General features: G+C 65.5%; 21 protein-coding genes and 2 tRNA genes. 8 read left to right on the top strand and 15 right to left on the bottom strand.

Features of this window, described 5'->3' with window-relative positions:
- Positions 1 to 4 precede the first annotated feature (4 nt).
- Positions 5 to 745 carry a hypothetical protein gene (locus tag QGV54_RS14045; RefSeq protein ID WP_281016215.1) on the bottom strand — a complete coding sequence of 247 codons (741 nt, stop codon included), beginning with the start codon at positions 743 to 745 and terminating at the stop codon, positions 5 to 7.
- Positions 746 to 894: 149 nt separating this feature from the next.
- On the opposite strand from QGV54_RS14045, the gene QGV54_RS14040 reads away from it, so the two are divergent.
- Together QGV54_RS14040 and QGV54_RS14035 are read left to right on the top strand one after the other, a co-directional pair.
- Positions 895 to 1,839, top strand: a complete 945-nt coding sequence (locus QGV54_RS14040) for a glyoxylate/hydroxypyruvate reductase A (RefSeq protein WP_281016216.1) — start codon at positions 895 to 897, stop codon at positions 1,837 to 1,839.
- A 3-nt stretch (positions 1,840 to 1,842) separates the two neighbouring features.
- Entirely contained in the window at positions 1,843 to 2,322 is a 480-nt protein-coding gene (locus QGV54_RS14035; RefSeq protein WP_281016217.1) for a GNAT family N-acetyltransferase, read from the top strand.
- Positions 2,323 to 2,329: 7 nt separating this feature from the next.
- Here the strand turns inward: QGV54_RS14035 and QGV54_RS14030 are convergent, their stop codons facing one another.
- A complete protein-coding gene (locus QGV54_RS14030) occupies positions 2,330 to 3,172 on the bottom strand; it encodes an SMP-30/gluconolactonase/LRE family protein (RefSeq protein ID WP_281019966.1) in 843 nt (280 codons plus the stop codon).
- A gap of 172 nt (positions 3,173 to 3,344) precedes the next feature.
- Between QGV54_RS14030 and QGV54_RS14025 the strand changes: the two genes are divergently transcribed.
- The gene (locus QGV54_RS14025) at positions 3,345 to 4,073 is read left to right on the top strand and encodes an SDR family oxidoreductase (RefSeq protein WP_281019965.1); all 729 of its coding nucleotides are present in this window, start codon (positions 3,345 to 3,347) and stop codon (positions 4,071 to 4,073) included.
- 15 nt (positions 4,074 to 4,088) lie between these two features.
- On the opposite strand, the gene QGV54_RS14020 is transcribed toward QGV54_RS14025, so the two are convergent.
- Genes QGV54_RS14020 through nthA form a run of 3 tightly spaced genes read right to left on the bottom strand, consistent with a single transcriptional unit; the run spans position 4,089 to position 5,751 of the window.
- Positions 4,089 to 4,466 carry a nitrile hydratase accessory protein gene (locus QGV54_RS14020; protein ID WP_281016220.1) on the bottom strand — a complete coding sequence of 126 codons (378 nt, stop codon included), beginning with the start codon at positions 4,464 to 4,466 and terminating at the stop codon, positions 4,089 to 4,091.
- Entirely contained in the window at positions 4,463 to 5,128 is a 666-nt protein-coding gene (gene nthB, locus QGV54_RS14015) for a nitrile hydratase subunit beta (protein ID WP_281016221.1), read from the bottom strand. The genes QGV54_RS14020 and nthB overlap by 4 nt, the downstream gene beginning before the upstream one ends.
- On the bottom strand, positions 5,125 to 5,751 hold the full coding sequence (gene nthA, locus QGV54_RS14010; protein WP_281016222.1) for a nitrile hydratase subunit alpha: 627 nt from the start codon (positions 5,749 to 5,751) through the stop codon (positions 5,125 to 5,127). The genes nthB and nthA overlap by 4 nt, the downstream gene beginning before the upstream one ends.
- 94 nt (positions 5,752 to 5,845) lie before the next feature.
- On the opposite strand from nthA, the gene QGV54_RS14005 reads away from it, so the two are divergent.
- Both QGV54_RS14005 and truA read left to right on the top strand, forming a co-directional pair.
- Positions 5,846 to 7,246, top strand: coding sequence for a M20 family metallopeptidase (locus QGV54_RS14005; protein WP_281016223.1), 1,401 nt, complete (start codon positions 5,846 to 5,848; stop codon positions 7,244 to 7,246).
- Position 7,247: 1 nt separating this feature from the next.
- A complete protein-coding gene (truA, locus tag QGV54_RS14000) occupies positions 7,248 to 8,012 on the top strand; it encodes a tRNA pseudouridine(38-40) synthase TruA (protein WP_281016224.1) in 765 nt (254 codons plus the stop codon).
- On the opposite strand, the gene QGV54_RS13995 is transcribed toward truA, so the two are convergent.
- Genes QGV54_RS13995 through QGV54_RS13975 form a run of 5 tightly spaced genes read right to left on the bottom strand, consistent with a single transcriptional unit; the run spans position 7,979 to position 11,567 of the window.
- Positions 7,979 to 8,587 carry a hypothetical protein gene (locus QGV54_RS13995; RefSeq protein WP_281016225.1) on the bottom strand — a complete coding sequence of 203 codons (609 nt, stop codon included), beginning with the start codon at positions 8,585 to 8,587 and terminating at the stop codon, positions 7,979 to 7,981. The two genes, truA and QGV54_RS13995, sit on opposite strands and share 34 nt — an antisense overlap.
- A gap of 13 nt (positions 8,588 to 8,600) precedes the next feature.
- The gene (locus tag QGV54_RS13990) at positions 8,601 to 9,449 is read right to left on the bottom strand and encodes an alpha/beta hydrolase (RefSeq protein ID WP_281016226.1); all 849 of its coding nucleotides are present in this window, start codon (positions 9,447 to 9,449) and stop codon (positions 8,601 to 8,603) included.
- On the bottom strand, positions 9,442 to 9,861 hold the full coding sequence (locus tag QGV54_RS13985; protein ID WP_281016227.1) for a hypothetical protein: 420 nt from the start codon (positions 9,859 to 9,861) through the stop codon (positions 9,442 to 9,444). The genes QGV54_RS13990 and QGV54_RS13985 overlap by 8 nt, the downstream gene beginning before the upstream one ends.
- 2 nt (positions 9,862 to 9,863) lie before the next feature.
- Positions 9,864 to 10,904 carry a S1C family serine protease gene (locus QGV54_RS13980; protein WP_281016228.1) on the bottom strand — a complete coding sequence of 347 codons (1,041 nt, stop codon included), beginning with the start codon at positions 10,902 to 10,904 and terminating at the stop codon, positions 9,864 to 9,866.
- Between the two features lie 6 nt (positions 10,905 to 10,910).
- Complete coding sequence (locus tag QGV54_RS13975) at positions 10,911 to 11,567, bottom strand: DsbA family protein (RefSeq protein ID WP_281016229.1); 657 nt, start codon at positions 11,565 to 11,567, stop codon at positions 10,911 to 10,913.
- 168 nt (positions 11,568 to 11,735) lie between these two features.
- On the opposite strand from QGV54_RS13975, the gene QGV54_RS13970 reads away from it, so the two are divergent.
- Positions 11,736 to 11,822, top strand: a tRNA-Leu gene (locus QGV54_RS13970).
- A gap of 90 nt (positions 11,823 to 11,912) precedes the next feature.
- Positions 11,913 to 11,998, top strand: a tRNA-Leu gene (locus QGV54_RS13965).
- A 60-nt stretch (positions 11,999 to 12,058) separates the two neighbouring features.
- Here the strand turns inward: QGV54_RS13965 and pcaG are convergent.
- The 5 genes from pcaG to QGV54_RS13940 form a co-directional block, all read right to left on the bottom strand.
- Complete coding sequence (gene pcaG / locus QGV54_RS13960; protein WP_281016230.1) at positions 12,059 to 12,649, bottom strand: protocatechuate 3,4-dioxygenase subunit alpha; 591 nt, start codon at positions 12,647 to 12,649, stop codon at positions 12,059 to 12,061.
- Between the two features lie 3 nt (positions 12,650 to 12,652).
- Positions 12,653 to 13,366, bottom strand: coding sequence for a protocatechuate 3,4-dioxygenase subunit beta (gene pcaH, locus QGV54_RS13955; RefSeq protein ID WP_281016231.1), 714 nt, complete (start codon positions 13,364 to 13,366; stop codon positions 12,653 to 12,655).
- On the bottom strand, positions 13,363 to 14,235 hold the full coding sequence (locus QGV54_RS13950; protein WP_281016232.1) for a hypothetical protein: 873 nt from the start codon (positions 14,233 to 14,235) through the stop codon (positions 13,363 to 13,365). The genes pcaH and QGV54_RS13950 overlap by 4 nt, the downstream gene beginning before the upstream one ends.
- A gap of 58 nt (positions 14,236 to 14,293) precedes the next feature.
- Positions 14,294 to 15,013 (bottom strand): Crp/Fnr family transcriptional regulator, encoded by a 720-nt coding sequence (locus QGV54_RS13945; protein WP_281016233.1) that lies wholly within the window; start codon positions 15,011 to 15,013, stop codon positions 14,294 to 14,296.
- 118 nt (positions 15,014 to 15,131) lie between these two features.
- Positions 15,132 to 15,890, bottom strand: coding sequence for a TVP38/TMEM64 family protein (locus QGV54_RS13940; protein ID WP_281016234.1), 759 nt, complete (start codon positions 15,888 to 15,890; stop codon positions 15,132 to 15,134).
- Positions 15,891 to 16,055: 165 nt separating this feature from the next.
- Between QGV54_RS13940 and QGV54_RS13935 the strand changes: the two genes are divergently transcribed.
- Positions 16,056 to 16,949: an alpha/beta hydrolase gene (locus tag QGV54_RS13935; RefSeq protein ID WP_281016235.1), complete on the top strand. Its 894-nt coding sequence runs from the start codon at positions 16,056 to 16,058 to the stop codon at positions 16,947 to 16,949.
- Positions 16,950 to 16,987 lie beyond the last annotated feature (38 nt).

Here is a 16,987-nt window from a genome sequence, read left to right as displayed (position 1 = left end):
GGTCCTATCGCCCGAACAGCATCCGCTTCAGCCGACCGAACAGGGAGTCCTGTCGCCTGTCGAGCCGTTCCATGGTCTCGAAGGTCGTCTCGACGATGGTCCGGGTGTTGAACCGGGCTTCCCTGACGGTCTCGTTCTCGGGAAACCTCTCGCGCAGCACACCGAGATCACGGAGCCAGGTCCGCGCAAGGTTCTCGCCGTAGGTGAGAACGGAGAGACCCAGCATCTGCAGCGCCATGGCCAGCGTGGACGCGTGCTTCTCCGAAACGCTTTCCGCATCCCCGACCAGGCTCTTGAGCCGTTCGAACGTGGCCACGGCCTGCGTCGGGTCATCCGTTTTCGTCTCGGCTTCGATACGGAACACGATCAGATTGTACCAGTGATCCTCCAGTTCCCCATCGTCCGGGAACTGCCCGTGCAGCTTGCCGAGTTCGTCATCCAGTTGTGCAGCGGTTTCAGGTGAGTAGTCGCCGACCTCCCGCACCATCGCCATGGCGCACAGTGCCGCCACGGTGCGCCACATGGGCTGCTCCGGTACCTGTCGGCTCATCTCCAGGGCAGCCATGCACAGCATTCCCGCCAGATCGACGTCAACTGGCAGCACATCCTGCAGGACGTGAAAGCAGTCGCCTGGCGTCTGTGTATCCTCCGGGTCCGGCTGTGCCGCGCCCTGCAGGCAGTCGTTGATGTGCACGATGAACGCCTTGGCATTCTCGATGCGTTCGTCTGTCCCCGCTTCCGCCATGAATGTTGCCTCCCGGGCCAATCTGACATGCAATTCAGGGTTTATGAAAATTCTTCCCTACATCCTTTCAGTCTTGCCCTGCGGGTGCAACGTCTTGACCCGTCGGGCGGGGGTGGCCAAAAGGGACCGCACCCTTGGAGGACCGAGCGATGACGACACTGCTGTTCTATTCCGATTCCGATGACATCGGATCGCGCGAGGACTGGTGGCGCGACACGGTGGCGGAGCACATGCCGGAACTGGAATTCCGGGTCTGGCCGGATGCCGGTGACCTGGCGGAGATCGACTACGCGCTGGTCTGGAAGCCGGAGCCGGGTCTGCTGGCCAGCCTGCCGAACCTGAAGGCGATCCTGTCGCTGGGGGCCGGTGTGGACCACATCTTCGCGGATCCCGAACTGCCGCAGGGCGTGCCGATCAGCCGGGTGGTGAACGAGAACATGGCGCTGCGGATGCGGGAGTGGGTGCTGCTGCACGTGCTGTCGCACCACCGCCGCCAGCGTGAATACAACCAGCTTCAGCGCGCGCGGGTCTGGCGCGATCTGGAACAGCCGCACGCCGGCGAACGCTCTGTCGGGGTGATGGGTCTGGGCGAACTCGGCGGCGATTCCGCGCGGCACCTGGCTGCCATCGGCTTCGACGTGATCGGCTGGTCACGCAGCCCGCGCGACGTGCCGGGCGTGCGCACGTTCCATGGTCGCGACGGGCTGAAGGCCTTTCTGGCTGAAACCGACATCCTGGTTTCCGTGCTGCCGCTGACGCCGGAGACCACCAACATGATCAATGCCGACTTCCTGTCGCGTCTGCCGCGTGGTGCATCCTTCATCAATGCGGGGCGCGGACAGCAGGTGGTGGAGGCGGACCTGCTTGCTGCGCTGGACAGCGGCCAGATTTCGGAGGCGACGCTGGACGTGTGCCAGACGGAGCCGCTGCCGGTCACCGATCCGCTCTGGACCCATCCACGGGTTACCGTGACCCCGCACATTGCCGCCTTCACCGACCCGCGCGCTCTGGTGCGGCAGGTGGTGGAGGACATTCGCCGTGTGGAGCGTGGCGCGGAGGTCACCAACCCCGTCGATCCGGCCCGGGGGTACTGAGACGTGGCGGCGTTCAGCATCCGGCGTGCGACTCCCGCAGATGCCGAGGCGCTGGTGATCATGGCCAACGATTTCGATGCGGAGGACATGGGCGCGGAGACGCTGCGCCCGTTCACCGTGGCCAATGTGACCCGCGACATGATCGGGCCGGGCGCGACCCTGACCACCAATGTGGCGGTGGCCGGTGACCGGCTGGCCGGGTTCACCAATCACCTGCCATCCTATCGCTTCGAGTCAGCCGAGCCGGCGATCTGGCTGGAGAGCCTCTACGTGGTGCCGGATTTCCGGCGCGCAGGCGTCGCCCGTGCCCTGATGGCAGCCGTCGCGGCGGATGCCATTGCCCGCGACGTGGCGGCGATCTACTGGGGCGTGCGCATGGTCAACGACGGCGGCAAGGGTTTCTACCGTTCCATCGACGCGCAGAGCGAGAAGGCAGAGATACTGGCGCTCTTCCGCGATCAGATTGCCGCGCTGACCACCTGACGCGGGATCAGAACTTCACCCGGCACGGCGGGACCGGCAGGCCCGCGACGCCGATTTCCGTGCGGAAGATGGTGCCGCTCCTGTCATCGGGGCCGCCGACGGAGCCGGTGACGACATACAGATCCTTCAGACCCTCACCGCCGAAGGCGACGCTTGTCACCATGGGCAAGGGGCAGGGCAGGCTTTCGCGCAGGGTGCCGTCCGGTTCATAGACGTCGACGCGCCCGCCGTGGGCGACCGCAACGACCACCGCCCCGTCCTCCGCCACGCACAGCCCGTCCGGGTGACCATCGTCGTAGCTGGCAAAGGTCTGCCAGTCACCGACCTGCCCGTCGTCCACGTCATAGACGCGCACGATGTTGGCACGCGCGTCCGAGTGGTAGAGCCTGCGGCCGTCGGGGCTGAAACCCATGCCGTTGGTCAGCAGGATACCGTCCGAAACCGTCCTGACCTTGCCGTCGAGATCAATGACATGCAGGTGTCCGGGTTTCTCCGGCTGATCGGAAAAGACCACATACCCGAGGGAGCCGACATAGAGCCGTCCTGCGGCGTCGGTGGTGAAGTCGTTGAAGCCGATGGCCGATTCCGTCACGTCCTGGTCGAGCAGCACGACCGACCGACCGTCGCCCAGGCCCTTGAAACATATGTTGCGCCCGCCGACGACAATACCGCCGTCGGCGTGTTCGACCATGCCGCCGATGCCCTTGCGGTGTTCGATGACATCAGTGACCAGACTGTTGGCGTCCAGCGCATAGACGCCACCATTCAGCACATCGCTGAACAGCAGTCCCCGTCCTTCGATCCACAGGGGACCCTCGATCAGGCCATAGCCGGTAACGATCTTTTCCATTGGCGTATCCTCCTGCACCAAGCATGGGAGTTGCACCGCAACCGTGCAAGCCGACGCAGCGCAGGTCTGGCATCCAGAAGAACCGTTGGATGGCACATGCAGCGGTCGCCGCATCCCGTGACAGGCTGATCAGGTTTGTCTATTGAAAGCGCGAGAACGAGGGGAGGAACCGATGAACGAACTGGACTTCAAGGACCGCCGTGTGCTGATCACGGGGGGCACCAACGGCATGGGCAACGCCATGGCCCATGCCTTCCGCGCGCGGGGCGCTGCCGTCACGGTGACAGGCACGAAACCGGCTGAATCCTACGATACCGATCTGCACGGTCTGGACGTGCGCCATTTCGATGCCGGTGATCCGGAGCAGGTGGCGCGGCTGGTGGCATCGATCGAGAAGCTGGACGTGCTGATCAACAATGGCGGCATGGTGCTCTATCGCGGCAAGGAGTTCGAGGCGGAGGGCTTTCAGCGCGTGCTGGACGTCAACCTGACCGGCGTCATGGGGCTCTGCACCGGCTTCCGGCCCAAACTGGCGCTGCGCAAGGGCTGCATCATCAACGTCTCGTCGCTGGCGGCCTTCAGCGCCGTGCGGGGCAATCCGGCCTATGGCGCCTCGAAGGCCGGGCTGGTCGCCCTGACCAAGACCCTCGCCGTGGCCTGGGCGCGCGACGGAATCCGGGTCAACGGCATCGCACCGGGCTTCGTGAAGACCAACATCACCCAGGTCAGTCAGGACAACGACCAGATATCCGATGCCATCGTGCAGAAGACCCCGGCGGGCCGTTGGGGTGAGCCAGAGGACATGGTCGGTCCGGCCCTGTTCCTCGCCTCATCGCAACTTTCCGGTTTCATGACCGGTCAGACGCTGATCGCGGACGGCGGCTACAGCCTGCAGGCCTGACGCGGCGCTTTCGCCTCAGCCGGTCTTCAGTTTGACCGGGTGTCCATGGGGCGTGCTGCGATAGGCGCGGACCCAGTCCTGCGCGCGCAGGTCCAGCGCCTCCGGCGTGGCAAGTGCCTTTGTCGTCACCAGGGACTCCAGCGCCGCGAGCCAGTGCCGGTAATAGGTATTGCCGAGGTCGGGATCGCCCGCCGCCTGCGCCGCGCTGATCTGCTGGCTCAGCGTGGTCGCCCATTCGTCCCAGGTGAAGTGGCCGGCCGCATGCAGTTCCAGCGTGATGGCAAAGGCGCTGGCTTCCCAGGGTTCGCGGAAGACAGGTCCGTCGTCGTCCCGGGGCAGGTCCGGCAGGGCCTCCAGCGCGGGCAGTTGGTCTGGCGTGGTGGCAGGGGTCATGGCGCTTCCAGATAGGGTTCCCAGAGATCCACCATCACCGAGTCCTGCGCCGCCGCCTCCGGTCCCCAGAGGTCGCGGGCCATGAACTGCACGGTATAGAGATGTTCGCCGCGCCGGATGCCCCGCGCACTGTCGTCGGCAAAGACATGCCCACCATGCCACAGCACGATCTCGCCCACGTGGCCCCGGACATAGCGGGGAATGCGGGTGTGACCGATGGGGTTCATGTTGCGGGCCAGGACCAGATCGCCGACCTTGAACAGGGGGGCATTGTCGATGTCCATGCTGGTCGGGCCACCAGCGGAATAGACCTTGTCCACGGCTTCGGCATTCAGAACACGATAGCGGCCCGGTTCCGGCATCTGGCGGACGGTTGCGGTCTCAAGCTCTTCAGAGGTCAGCAAGCCCTTCTCGACAACCTGCCGAGTCAGGGCCTCGACCCATTTCTGGTAGTAGCTGGAGGAGGTATAGAGCGCGGGGTCGAGCGATTCGCGAACCGAGCGCGCCTCGTCGATCGACCATTGTCCCAGCGCACCACAGGCCAGGGTCAGCGCCAGTGCCTTCCGCTCCCATGGTTCATGGAACAGCGGCTCTGACTCCTCCGGTTCCGGGTTGATGGCACCAAAGGCGTGCATCCCGCCCATGTCGTGCGGGCCGTTCATGCCGCGGCTCCGGTGGCGGGGCGGGCCTTCTCCACACCGATCATGGAATTGCGGCTGACAAGCGGGATGAGCTGCTCAATCGTCCAGCCTTCCGTTCCCTCCGGCCGTTCGGGCAGGACCAGGAACCGCACCTCGGAGGTCGAGTCCCAGACCTTCACCTCCACATCCTCATCCAGCATCGTGCCGAACTCCGCCAGCACCCCGCGCGGATCGATCACCGCGCGGCTGCGGTAGGGGGAGGACTTGTACCAGGCCGGTGGCAGGCCCAGCACCGGCCACGGGTAGCAGGAGCAGAGCGTGCAGACGACGAGATTGTGCAGCTTCGGCCCGTTCTCCACCACCACCATGTGCTCCCCCTGGCGGCCGGTATAGTCCAGCTCCGCAATGGCGGCTGTGGCGTCGGCGCGCAGGCGTTCCAGATAGTCCGGGTCGGTCCAGGCGCGGGCGACCACATGGGCGCCATTGCGTGGTCCTACGCGATTCTCGTAGCGGTCGACGATGACATCCAGGGCCTTCGGATCGACCAGCCCCTTCTCCACCAGCAGGGATTCCAGCGCCTGCACGCGCAGCGCCATCTCCGACGGCGGCTCCGTCATTTCGTCACCATGATGATCGTGTGCCATTGCAAACCCCCGTGTCCAAGGCGGAACGGGCGAAGCTTGCCACGGACGCCGCCCGGTGTCAGCCTCCGGCCTGTCCGAAGGCAGGAGCATTGAGATGAGCAGGGAAGCAGCGGTAGCGGCGGCAGAAAGCTGGATCAGCGACGGTGGATTCTTCGATGAACTCGCACGGCGCGTGGCCGTCCGGACGGAAAGCCAGAAACCCGAGAGCCTGCCCGAACTGCATCGCTATCTCGACACCGAGATGCAGCCGGCGTTCGAGGCGATGGGCTTCACCTGCACCAAGTATGAGAACCCGCTTGGTTTCGGCCCTGTGCTGCTGGCCACGCGGCATGAGGGTGATGCCCTGCCGACCGTGCTCGGCTACGGCCATGGCGACGTGATCCGGGGGCTGGAAGACCAGTGGAGCAAGGGGGAGGGACCCTGGATCCTCAGTCGCGACGGGGAGCGGCTCTACGGGCGCGGCACGGCGGACAACAAGGCACAGCACACCATCAACATGGCCGCCCTGCGCCAGGTCATCGCCACGCGCGGCGCCCTGGGCTTCAACGCCAAGTTCATCATCGAGACGGGGGAGGAAACCGGCTCGCGCGGACTGCATGAGGTGATTGCCGCCAACCGCGATGACTTTGCCGCAGACGTCTTCATCGCCTCCGACGGGCCGCGGGTGAAGCCCGACCGGCCGACGCTGACGCTGGGGGCACGCGGGGCGGTGAACTTCGATCTGCTGGTGGACCTGCGCGACGGGGGCCATCATTCGGGCAACTGGGGCGGACTGATCGCCAATCCGGCGATCATCCTTTCCCATGCCCTGGCCTCCATCACAGGTCCGGAAGGCTCGATCCGCGTGCCGGAGTGGCGCCCGCCCGCCATCGATGCGGTGACGCGCGCCGCGCTGACGGACATCGAGATCGATGCCGGTGCCGGTGGACCGAGCATCGACCGTGACTGGGGGGAGCCGGGCCTGACGCCGCCGGAGCGGGTCTATGCCTGGAACAGTTTCGAGGTGCTGGCCTTCAGGACCGGCAACCCCGACCGGCCCGTCAATGCCATCCCGCCGCGTGCCTGGGCACACTGCCAGTTGCGCTTCGTCACCGGCATCGATCCGGACGACATCGTGCCGGCGCTGCAGCGGCATCTGGCCCGTGGCGGCTTCGGTCAGGTGCAGGTGCTGCCGCCGGACGAGAAGAACGCAGGCGCCTTCATCGCCACGCGCACCCGCCCCGATGACCCCTGGGTGCAACGCATCCATGCCTCCATGGAACGCACCATCGAGGCCGCCCCGGCGGTGATCCCGAGCCTTGGCGGGTCGATCTGCAACGAGCTGTTCACCGACCTGCTCGGTCTGCCCGCGATCTGGATTCCGCACTCCTATGCCGCCTGTTCCCAGCATGCGCCGGACGAGCATGTGCTGATGCCCTGCATGACCAGTGCGGCCCGGATCATGACCGGTCTCTACTGGGACATCGGCGCGGCGCAGGACGGTGCTGCGCACTGACATGCAGCGTTATCGACTGACCCTGGAATTCGACGGCAGCGCCTTCGTCGGCTGGCAGTACCAGACCAACGGCCTGACCGTGCAGGAAGTGGTGGAAACGGCGATCGGCCGGTTCTGCGCCACGGTTCCGCGCATCATGTCGGCGGGCCGCACTGATTCCGGTGTCCACGCGCTGGGCATGGTGGCCCATGCCGACATCGACCGGGACATGCCGGTGGACCGGCTGTTCGAGGCGCTGAACTTCCACATGCGGCCCCATCCGGTCGTGGTGCGGGAGATCGCGCCGGTGCCGCCGGAGTTCGATGCCCGGCGCAGCTGTATCCGGCGGCACTACGTCTATCGCATCCTCAACCGTCATCCGCCGCCTGCGCTGGATGCGGGACGGGTCTGGCACGTGGTGAAACCACTGGATCTCGACCTGATGCGTGAAGGCGCGGCACGGCTGGTGGGGCACCGGAATTTCGAGAGCTTCCGTTCCGCCCATTGCCAGTCGAAGACCGCCGAGAAGACCCTGGAACGGCTGGAGATCACGCGGGAGGGGGAGGAGGTGCATGTGCATGCCTCCGCCCGATCGTTCCTGCACAATCAGGTGCGGATCCTGACCGGCACGCTGGTCGATGTCGGCAAGCGGCGCTGGACCCCGGATGACGTGACCCGTGCGCTGGAGGCGCGTGACCGTCAGGCGGCGGGGCCGACCGCCCCTGCCTGCGGACTCTACTTCCTGCGGGCGGACTACCCGCCGGAGACGTCCGGCAGCGTCATGTAGGGCGCAACAAGCCGCAGCACCATCAGCGACCAGGCGATGCTGAGCACGAAATCGAGGATGGCGACACCCATCGCGGCGAACCTGTCGATGCCGAGCACGTCATGCGCCAGCAGGAAGCGATAGGCGAGGACCACAAGGACGGTCAGGACCATGACGAAGCCGCCGCCCTCCGGGCTTACCAGACCGCTCTGGCTCAGGGCCAGCAAGGGCAGTTGCAGCAGCATGATCCAGACGTGTGACCAGTTGTAGGCCACCACGTATCGACGCCAGGCGTTTCGCACGCTGAAGAAGCGGGCGACCTCGTGCGAAATCACCGGCCAGACCAGCCAGCCGGCCATGTAGGAGGCGGCTTCGATGGCCGCGACCGCAACGGCGTCCTGAGGTGGCTGGTCCAGATAGCTCCGGATGACGGAGATCAGCAGATAGAGCGGAGCGATCAGCACGGCGACGAAGAACGACTTCCAGACACCGGCGACCGAGTCGTCCAGCATCCAGGCCGCGGCCCTGTCACGCAAGGCGACGCGCCAGGTTGCCAGCAGCGCGATCGCGATCTCCATCCGGTTGGGGATCAGCATGAGGGGGGACGGCTCATTTCAGGCGGGCCACCCGGTCGAGTACGGGCAGGATGTATTCCCGGAACTTCTCCGGGTTCTCCGACATGGGGAAGTGGCCCAGTTCCTCCATGATCTCCGCCTCGACGCCGGGAATGTCCTTGGCGGTCCGCAGGGTGTCCTTCGGGGTGCAGGAGAAATCATACTCCCCCGTGAGCAGGAACACCGGACAGCGGGTGGTGTCGATCAGGTGCACGCGGTCGCGGAAGTCGGAATCAGCGCGATAGAAGTGCAGGTCGCCCCGGAACACGCCCGGCCCGCTGCTGAGGTAGCCCCAGAGGGTCTCCCAGCGGTAGCGGTCAGGGCTCTGCGGTGCGACCAGGCCGGAGATCATGGCGGCGCAGACCTCGCCCCCGTGCACGTCCGGACGGTTGAGCCATTCGGTGTCGTACCAGGGCTGCTGATGGTCCGCGGCCTCCAGCCCGATCACGGCACGCAGGTCGTCCGCATGGGCATGGGCCAGATGCAGCACGATGCGGCCGCCCATGCTGCATCCCATGACCACCGGGCGGTCAAGCTCCAGCGCGTTCGCCACGCCCATGATCGCCGCCGTGTAGAAATCCGTGGTCAGGGCATAGTCCTCGACCTCGTACCCTTCCCACGGCAGTGACTTGCCATGCCAGGGCAGGTCGAAGGCGATGACGCGGTAGCGGTCGGTGATCGCGGGGTCGAGCATCAGGCGGCGGAACTGCCGCCCGTCCGCCCCGGCCGTGTGCAGGCAGAGCAGCGGAATGCCGGATCCGGCCTCCTCGAAGTAGATGCGGCAGGACCGTCCCCCGATCTGAAGGGTCATGTAGCGTCCGACAATGGGCTCCAGCTCAACCATGGTGTCCATCCTCCGCCAGCTTGCGCGGGGCGGCCAGCACCTCCTTGAAATAGCGCAGGTTGGCCATCAGGGGCTGCAGGTTGCCGTCAATGCTGGCGCGGCCGGACTTGGTCATGGCGAACAGGTCATGAAAACCGGGGCGCGGCATCGGCGCCCAGAACCGTTCCCAGTTTTCCTGCGCCCCCCGGATGGCAAATTCATGCGACCGCATCAGCACCGGCCCGCGTACCAGTTCCAGGATCATGCCGCGCCGGATGCTGATGAAATAGGGCACCTCGCCGATCTGCCAGAGCCATTGCAGGTCGATGAAACGCCCGCGATGCACCAGGGGCTGGTCGGCGTTCACGACGTCGGCCAGATGTTCGATGGCGTGACTGGCGGGCGGCCCGCCTGCGGTGCTGAGCTTTGCCATGTTCAACGCTCCCAGCGGGGAATCTTCAGGAAACTGTCTCTGGCAGCGGTACGGATGCGGCTCTCGAAGACCCGCCCGTCCCGCATCAGGGTCAGTCCCAGTTCGACACCTGCCGGACCGGCACCCCAGAGCTGGTCATAGAAATCGTTCAGGCCGCCGATCGCCACCTCGTTGACGCGCAGGACGACGTCGCCCTGCGCCAGCTTGATGGCCGCCGCGGGGCCGGAGGGTGCCACGCCCATGATGATGAGGTGACCGTTCTGCTCCGCCGCATAGACCCCGATCCATGGCCGTGGCGGGCCGGACCGGCGACCGTCCAGCAGCAGTTCGTCCAGGACCGGCTCCAGCAGGTCGATGGGGACGAACATGTTGCCGACGGCCTCTTCCTCGCCCTCCCGCGCGTCCTCGACATAAAGCGACCCGACACCATAGAGCAGGCCATCCAGGCCCAGCAGCGCCGCGCCGCCCCAGTTGGGATGCACCGGCATGGTGAACAGTGCCTCATCCAGCCGATATTCCCAGTAGCCGCAGAAACGCCGCTTGCTGACGATCTTCTGCATCACGGTCTCCGCGCCGCCGCAACTGGCCACGACGGTGGAGCCTTCGCTCAGGTCACGCGCGGTGCCGAACTCCAGTACCGGTCGTCCCAGTGGTTCGATGGCACGCACCAGACCCAGCCCGCTTTCGAAATCATAGGCCACGACATCGGCCTCGATGGGCTCACCACCCGCATTGAGCACGGCAACGCTCTCCGCCTCCACCACCACATAGCCGATGGTCAGCACCAGACTGTCGGCCCCGATGACGATCCCGCCGCCCTGACGTTCGGTGCCCAGGATGCCGGCGGTGAAGGCGTCCTCGGGAACCTCGCTCTGGATCGGGGTCAGGGCGCGTCGCGCCGCCTCGAAATCGAACGGCAGGTCCTCGCTGCTTGCCGCCGCTGGCGGACTGACCCTGCCGGTGGGCGACAGCGCCGGATGCTTGTGGCCGTTGACCTTGTGGCCATTGGTGCGCGGGCCTTCTTCGTGTCCGTCGTCAGCCATTCGCGATCACGCCTTGCGGGGCTGCAGGCCCGCCTTCTGCATGCGCCAGATGCACATGTCGATCCGGTCCTGACCGAAGAAGGCCTCCCCCTTGAACGCCAGCGTCGGCACGCCCCAGTGTCCGGCCTTTTCCAGCGCGGCCTCATTGGCGGCGATGGCGTCGCCATATTCACTCTCCCGCCCGGCGATGGTGGCTTCCATGTCGGCGAGGTCCAGCCCGGCGCGCGCCGTCGCCTCCGCCAGGTGATCGCCTTCGTGCCACTGCTTAACGGCGCGGCCCCAGATCAGGTCCGAAACCTCCGAGATGAAGGCCAGCCCGGCATCGCGATTCACGGCCTCGATCCCCAGCCGCGTCAGGCGATGGATATAGGGCTGTTCCTTCGGGATCGTCCGCGTCGGCATGTCCATGACCACGGGGTCGGGTTCGGGCCAGGAAAACGGCAGTTCCAGATAGTCGGCGACACGGAAGACGTCGCGCATCAGGTATCGCGGCCAGAGCGGATTCACGTCGCTGAAGAATTCCGGTGTGCGAATCGCGATGGGGTAGACCGGACGCACATTGATCTTCAGATCGTGTTCCCGCTCCATCTCCCGATAGCGCGGCGTGCCGAGGTAGGAGTAGGGGCTGCGAAACGACCAGAACAGGTCGACTTCCATGGTCATGAGCTCGGTCCTTACGCCAGTTTCTCCGGCTCTGCCGGAATGCCCGGGCAGTCTAGCCGCGCCCCCCTCCGCTTGGCAAAGCGCGTCATGTTGCAGGAAACGGAAAATCGCGCTTGCACAGAACCGGGGCAATCGCTAGAACGCGCCCTCGGCGGCTGTAAGGTCGAAGCCCAGGTGGCGGAATTGGTAGACGCGCTAGCTTCAGGTGCTAGTTCTGGAAACGGAGTGGAGGTTCGAGTCCTCTCCTGGGCACCACCGCCGACCTTCACACAGCCAACGTATCGGGGAGTGACCTGACTGCCTCCCCACGCGTCAATCCTCACGACGCCCGACAAGACGACCCGTGCCCAGGTGGCGAAATGGTAGACGCGCTAGCTTGAGGGGCTAGTTCTGGCAACGGAGTGGAGGTTCGAGTCCTCTCCTGGGCACCATTTCCTGGCGATACCATCCCTGATGATTGCTGCGGCGCTGCGGCCCCGGCCGGATCGCGCCTACACGTCGAAGAACACCGTTTCATTGTCGCCCTGCAGGTGAATGTCGAACCGGTACGTCGGAACGCCCGATGTGTCCGTTCTCTGCGCGATCAGCGTTTCCCTGCGCTCCGCCGGGACCTGTGACAGCACGGGGTCGGTGGCGTTGGCGGCGGCCTCGTCGGCGAAATAGATGCGGGTATAGGCGTGGCTGGGCAGCCCGCGTGCGAAGACGATCAGGCTGACATGCGGCGCGCTGCCGTCTTCGGTGACGCCCGGCTTGACGGTGTCGAAGCGAAAGCGGCTCTGCAGATCGGTGCCCGTTCCCTGGCGCCCGAAACCGGTGAAACCGGCGTTGGAGCCGCGCGGATCATCGGGGTGGGCATAGCGGCCCTGGGCGTCCGCCTGCCAGATCTCGATCATGGCATCACTCACCACATCGCCTCGACCGTCCAGGACGCGGCCTTCGATACGGATATGCGTTCCCGCCGTATCGTCATCGCGGACGGCGCCATCGGCGACACTGGTCAGGTCATAGCCGTACTGCTCCGGCGTCAGCCCGTAGGCAAAGAAGGGGCCGACGGTCTGTGAAGGGGTCTGCTTCAGCGCCATGGCTCAATCCTCCATCGGGGTGGTGCCGCGTCCACGCAGGACAATGTCGAAGACATACCCAAGGGCGAAATCCTGCTCCGTGACATCAATCGAGAAGTCGGCGACCAGACGATCCCGCGCTGCCTCCGGAATTCCTGTGAAGATCGGATCGAGTGCCAGCAGCGGATCACCCGGAAAATACATCTGGGTCACCAGCCGGGTCGCGAAGGCCGGTCCGAACAGCGAGAAATGGATGTGGTTGGGGCGCCAGGCGTTGGGGTGATTGCCCCAGGGGTAGGCGCCGGGCTTGATGCTGTAGAACCGGTAGCGGCCTTCACTGTCGGTGATGCAGCGGCCGCCGCCGAAGAAGTTCGGATCGATGGGCGCATCGTGCTGATCGACCTTGTGGAGGTAGCGGCCCGCCGCATTGGCCTGCCAGATCTCGATCAGCGTATTCGGCTGCGGTCGGCCATTCTCGTCCAGCACCCGACCGGTGACCACGATCCGCTCCCCCAGCGGCTCGCCATTGCGGCGGCCGTTCCGGGTCAGGTCCCCGTCCAGTTCGCCGACGCTGTCGTGGCCATAGACGGGACCGGTCAGCTCCGACAGGGACTGGCGGATCGGAATCAGCGGCTTCGTCGGTCCCCTGAGCGCGGAAGACCTGTACCCGTCGGCGCGGGGATCGACGAACGACGGGTGAGACGACCAGTCGCGCGGCCGGAACGGGGTCGAAGTCATGTCGTGCCTCCTGTCGATGATCCTGCGCTGTCGAACCTGTAGCCGATCCGGGCAACGGCGCGCAGTTCTTCCGGGGTGGTCGAACGCAGACCGAAGAATTCGAGATAGGCCGGTATCTGCTCGAAAAGCATATCGACACCAACCTGGATTTCACAGCCACGCGCCTGAGCCGCTGCCAGAAAGGGCGTGATCTCGCGCGCCATCACGACCTCGCCGATCAGCGTGGAGGGGGCGACGGCGGAAACATCCATCGGCATCGGGTCACTGGCGTTCATGCCCAGAGGCGTGGCATTGACGATCACGTCCCAGCCGCCGTCGGCAGGGGCGTCGGTCTGCACGGTCAGGTCCGGAAAGAACGCCGTCAGCCGACTGGCCAGCCCGTCCATGATCCGGTGGTTGGTGTCGCGCAGGCCGATGCAGGCCGCGCCGGACCCGGCCAGGGAGGCGGAGATCGCCGACCCGACGCCGCCGCTGCCGATCACCAGAACGCGCGATCCCCGAATCCCACGCCCCTTTCGCCTGACGCCGCGAACGAAGCCCTCGCCGTCGAACATGTCGCCGATCAGCCGACCATCCGTGCCGCGCCTGACGGCGTTGCAGGCTCCGGCAACGGAGACCGTCGTGGTGACCTCATCCAGCAGGGCCACGGTCGCGGTCTTGTAGGGCATGGTGACAAGCGCGCCGAGGAAGTTGGACAGCCGCGCCACCTGCGGCAGGAACGTCGCGTAGTCGGCTTCCTGACAGCCCATCGGCATCACGACCGCATCGATGTCGTGTTTCTCGAAATAGGGATTGTAGATCATGGGCGCCATGAAGCTCCCGATCGGCAGACCGAGATGGGCGATCAGTTTCGTGCGTCCGCTGATCATCCGACGGGTGGGCCTTGTCAGGCGCAGGATCGTCTGAGTTCCGGCACCCGGGCAGGGTTCATCGCGCCAGCGTCTCCGGGCCCGCCATGCGCTCGGCGCGGAAGGCGAGGGAATCCCTGTCCCAGATATAGAGGCTCTTGCCCTTCTTCTTCACGATCTCTTCCTGCGCCAACTGGCCGATGACGCGCGCCACGGTCTCGCGCGTCGTGGAGGCGCGGGCGGCGATGTTGCTCTGGGTCGGCATCGGATAGATCACCCAGGACCCGGGTGTGACCGGATCCTCTTCGGCCAGGCGCAGCAATTCGAGATAGACACGCTGCACGGCACCCAGCGTCGACAGGTCCATGATCCGCTCGTCACAGGTGCGGATGATCTTGGCCAGCCGCTGCATCACCTGGTGCGCCGCGCCTGGGTGGTTGGCGACATATTCCATGAAGGCGTTGGGGGCGACGAGTGCCAGCACGCAACTGCCCACCGCGACGGCGGAGGCGGAACGCGACTGGCCGTCGATGGCTGCCAGCTCACCGAAGTATCCGCCCTGCCGGACCGTGGCGTAGGCGATTTCCCGCCCCGACGCCGAGTAGTTGACGATCTGTACCTGGCCTTCGGTGACGAAGAACACGTCACGTGAGTCGTTGTTGCGATCCAGTATCTGCTCACCGTTCTTGAATCTGCGCCATGTGCAGCGTCGTTCAAGTGCGAGGATTTCTTCTTCCGGCAGTCCTTCAAGCAGTTCAACACCACTCAGATTGCCCGGTACCTGTTGCTGTGCGGACATTCGACCCTCTGACTTACCCCGTCGCAGGTGCGGCATCTGCCGACCCTGTCTTCCCATCAACGGCGTAGTATAACGGAACCGCACAAGTTGTCCGCAATCCTTTGCGGTAACGTCGGGCTCAGTCAGGCTTTCGCCTCAGTCGCTTGACGACTACCGGCAGGATCGAGAGAACAGCCAGCGCAACCAGCGCAATAACGACATCTGTCGTCAGGACAGTTGTGAAATCGGGCTCGCCACCGGTGGCCAGAACGCTGTCCAGCCCCCGGCCGACCTGCGCGAAGACGAACGTGCCGGGAATGATCCCGATCAGCGTGGCGATGACGAAGGTATGGGTGGGCACGCCGAGGAATGCGGGCACCAGATTGACGACGAAGAACGGGAACAGGGGGACGAGCCTCAGGAACAGCAGATAGTTGAAGGCATCCTTGCGGAAACCGTCCTCCATGCGCTTCAGTGCCGGTCCGGCCTTCTTGCGCAGGCTGTCACCCAGTGCCGTGCGGGCGGCCAGAAAGATGCCGGTGGCGCCGACCGTGGCCCCGATGACCGCCCAGAGCGTGCCGAAGACATTGCCGAACAGGAAGCCGCCGGTGACCGTCAGCACCAGCCCGCCCGGCAACGACAGGGCAACGGCGACCATGTAGATCGCCATGTAGATCAGGACGGCGACAACGGCGTTCTCGTCGACGAAGGCCTGCAGCGTATCGCGATTGTCACGCAGCGTGTCGAAACTTATGAACCGGTGCAGGTCCAGGGCCAGGAACAGGCCTGTCGCCAGCACGATGATGGCCAGCGGCAGGAAACGCCGGACAACCGACTTCCCCGAGGTCGATGCGGCCTCGGGTACGTCTTCGCCGGTTTTCTGATCGTTGTCCGCCATCGGGTAGCCGCCTGAACAGGTGGGTCTGCCACCCACATAGTGCACCGGCGATCCCGTGGCGAACCAACTGGGCGTGATCGTGCCCTGCGTTTGCCTGCATTGTGGTTCCGTCCGTTCTGCGCCAGACTTTGCGCAGCAACACGGCCAACATCCGGGGAGGGACCGATGACCGTTCAGGAACTCGACACACTGATTGAACTGCTGACCAGCCGTCCGGCAGCGGAGAACCTGCCGCCAGCGGAAATGCGGGAACGGTTCGAGAAGCTTGCGGGCTTCCTGCCCGTGCCCGAAGGCACCACGGTGGAGACAGTCGACGCAGGCGGTGTTCCTTCCGAATGGGTCACGGCAAAGGGCGTGTCGGGGAACCGCGTCATTCTGTATCTGCATGGCGGTGGTTATGTCATCGGATCACTGAACACGCACCGGACGCTGGCATCGAACATGTCGAAGGCGGCGGATGCGAAGGTACTGGTCATCGACTACCGGCTGGCACCGGAGCACCCGTTCCCGGCAGCCGTCGATGACGCGGTCGCGGCCTACGGCTGGCTGCTCGACCAGGGTATTCCGGCCGGAAACATCGCGGTTTCGGGTGATTCCGCCGGTGGCGGCCTGACGGTGGCCGCGCTGGTCGCGATCCGCGACAAGGGGCTGGCCACGCCCGCCTGCGCCGTGCCGATCTCCCCCTGGGTGGATCTGGAGGGGACGGGCGAGTCCATGGTGGCGCTGCACGATGCCGATCCGATGGTGAAGCAGCCGGGACTGGGCCGGATGGCGGACATGTATCTCGGCGGTGCCGATCCGAAATCACCGCTGGCCGCGCCGATGCATGCCGATCTGACCGGTCTGCCGCCCCTGCTGATCCAGGTGGGCACGCGGGAAACCCTGCTGGATGACGCGCGTCGGCTGCACCGCAATGCCCTGGCTGCCGGAGTCAATTCCTCGCTGGAGGAAGCGGGCGGAATGATCCATGTCTGGCACCTGTTCGGCCCGATGCTGACCGAGGCGCGGGAAGCCATCGGGCGGGCCGGCGCGTTCATCAACACGCACGCCGCGGGCTGAACCGGCAGGCCGCAATGCTGACGTGACGGCATCTCGGG

Origin of the sequence: Minwuia sp. IMCC3060 (assembly GCF_029909435.1) — a bacterium.
In the GTDB taxonomy this organism is placed as follows: domain Bacteria; phylum Pseudomonadota; class Alphaproteobacteria; order Minwuiales; family Minwuiaceae; genus Minwuia.
The sequence above is the reverse complement of the archived record's forward strand: the minus strand, read 5'-3'. Positions and strand labels throughout refer to the sequence as shown.

Coding starts and splice junctions, on each gene's coding strand:
- QGV54_RS14045 (WP_281016215.1), bottom strand. CDS start 745: ATGGCGGAAGCGGGGACAGACGAACGCATCGAGAATGCCAAGGCGTTC.
- QGV54_RS14040 (WP_281016216.1), top strand. CDS start 895: ATGACGACACTGCTGTTCTATTCCGATTCCGATGACATCGGATCGCGC.
- QGV54_RS14030 (WP_281019966.1), bottom strand. CDS start 3,172: ATGGAAAAGATCGTTACCGGCTATGGCCTGATCGAGGGTCCCCTGTGG.
- QGV54_RS14025 (WP_281019965.1), top strand. CDS start 3,345: ATGAACGAACTGGACTTCAAGGACCGCCGTGTGCTGATCACGGGGGGC.
- QGV54_RS14020 (WP_281016220.1), bottom strand. CDS start 4,466: ATGACCCCTGCCACCACGCCAGACCAACTGCCCGCGCTGGAGGCCCTG.
- nthB (WP_281016221.1), bottom strand. CDS start 5,128: ATGAACGGCCCGCACGACATGGGCGGGATGCACGCCTTTGGTGCCATC.
- nthA (WP_281016222.1), bottom strand. CDS start 5,751: ATGGCACACGATCATCATGGTGACGAAATGACGGAGCCGCCGTCGGAG.
- QGV54_RS14005 (WP_281016223.1), top strand. CDS start 5,846: ATGAGCAGGGAAGCAGCGGTAGCGGCGGCAGAAAGCTGGATCAGCGAC.
- truA (WP_281016224.1), top strand. CDS start 7,248: ATGCAGCGTTATCGACTGACCCTGGAATTCGACGGCAGCGCCTTCGTC.
- QGV54_RS13995 (WP_281016225.1), bottom strand. CDS start 8,587: ATGCTGATCCCCAACCGGATGGAGATCGCGATCGCGCTGCTGGCAACC.
- QGV54_RS13990 (WP_281016226.1), bottom strand. CDS start 9,449: ATGGTTGAGCTGGAGCCCATTGTCGGACGCTACATGACCCTTCAGATC.
- QGV54_RS13985 (WP_281016227.1), bottom strand. CDS start 9,861: ATGGCAAAGCTCAGCACCGCAGGCGGGCCGCCCGCCAGTCACGCCATC.
- QGV54_RS13980 (WP_281016228.1), bottom strand. CDS start 10,904: ATGGCTGACGACGGACACGAAGAAGGCCCGCGCACCAATGGCCACAAG.
- QGV54_RS13975 (WP_281016229.1), bottom strand. CDS start 11,567: ATGACCATGGAAGTCGACCTGTTCTGGTCGTTTCGCAGCCCCTACTCC.
- pcaG (WP_281016230.1), bottom strand. CDS start 12,649: ATGGCGCTGAAGCAGACCCCTTCACAGACCGTCGGCCCCTTCTTTGCC.
- pcaH (WP_281016231.1), bottom strand. CDS start 13,366: ATGACTTCGACCCCGTTCCGGCCGCGCGACTGGTCGTCTCACCCGTCG.
- QGV54_RS13950 (WP_281016232.1), bottom strand. CDS start 14,235: ATGATCAGCGGACGCACGAAACTGATCGCCCATCTCGGTCTGCCGATC.
- QGV54_RS13945 (WP_281016233.1), bottom strand. CDS start 15,013: ATGTCCGCACAGCAACAGGTACCGGGCAATCTGAGTGGTGTTGAACTG.
- QGV54_RS13940 (WP_281016234.1), bottom strand. CDS start 15,890: ATGGCGGACAACGATCAGAAAACCGGCGAAGACGTACCCGAGGCCGCA.
- QGV54_RS13935 (WP_281016235.1), top strand. CDS start 16,056: ATGACCGTTCAGGAACTCGACACACTGATTGAACTGCTGACCAGCCGT.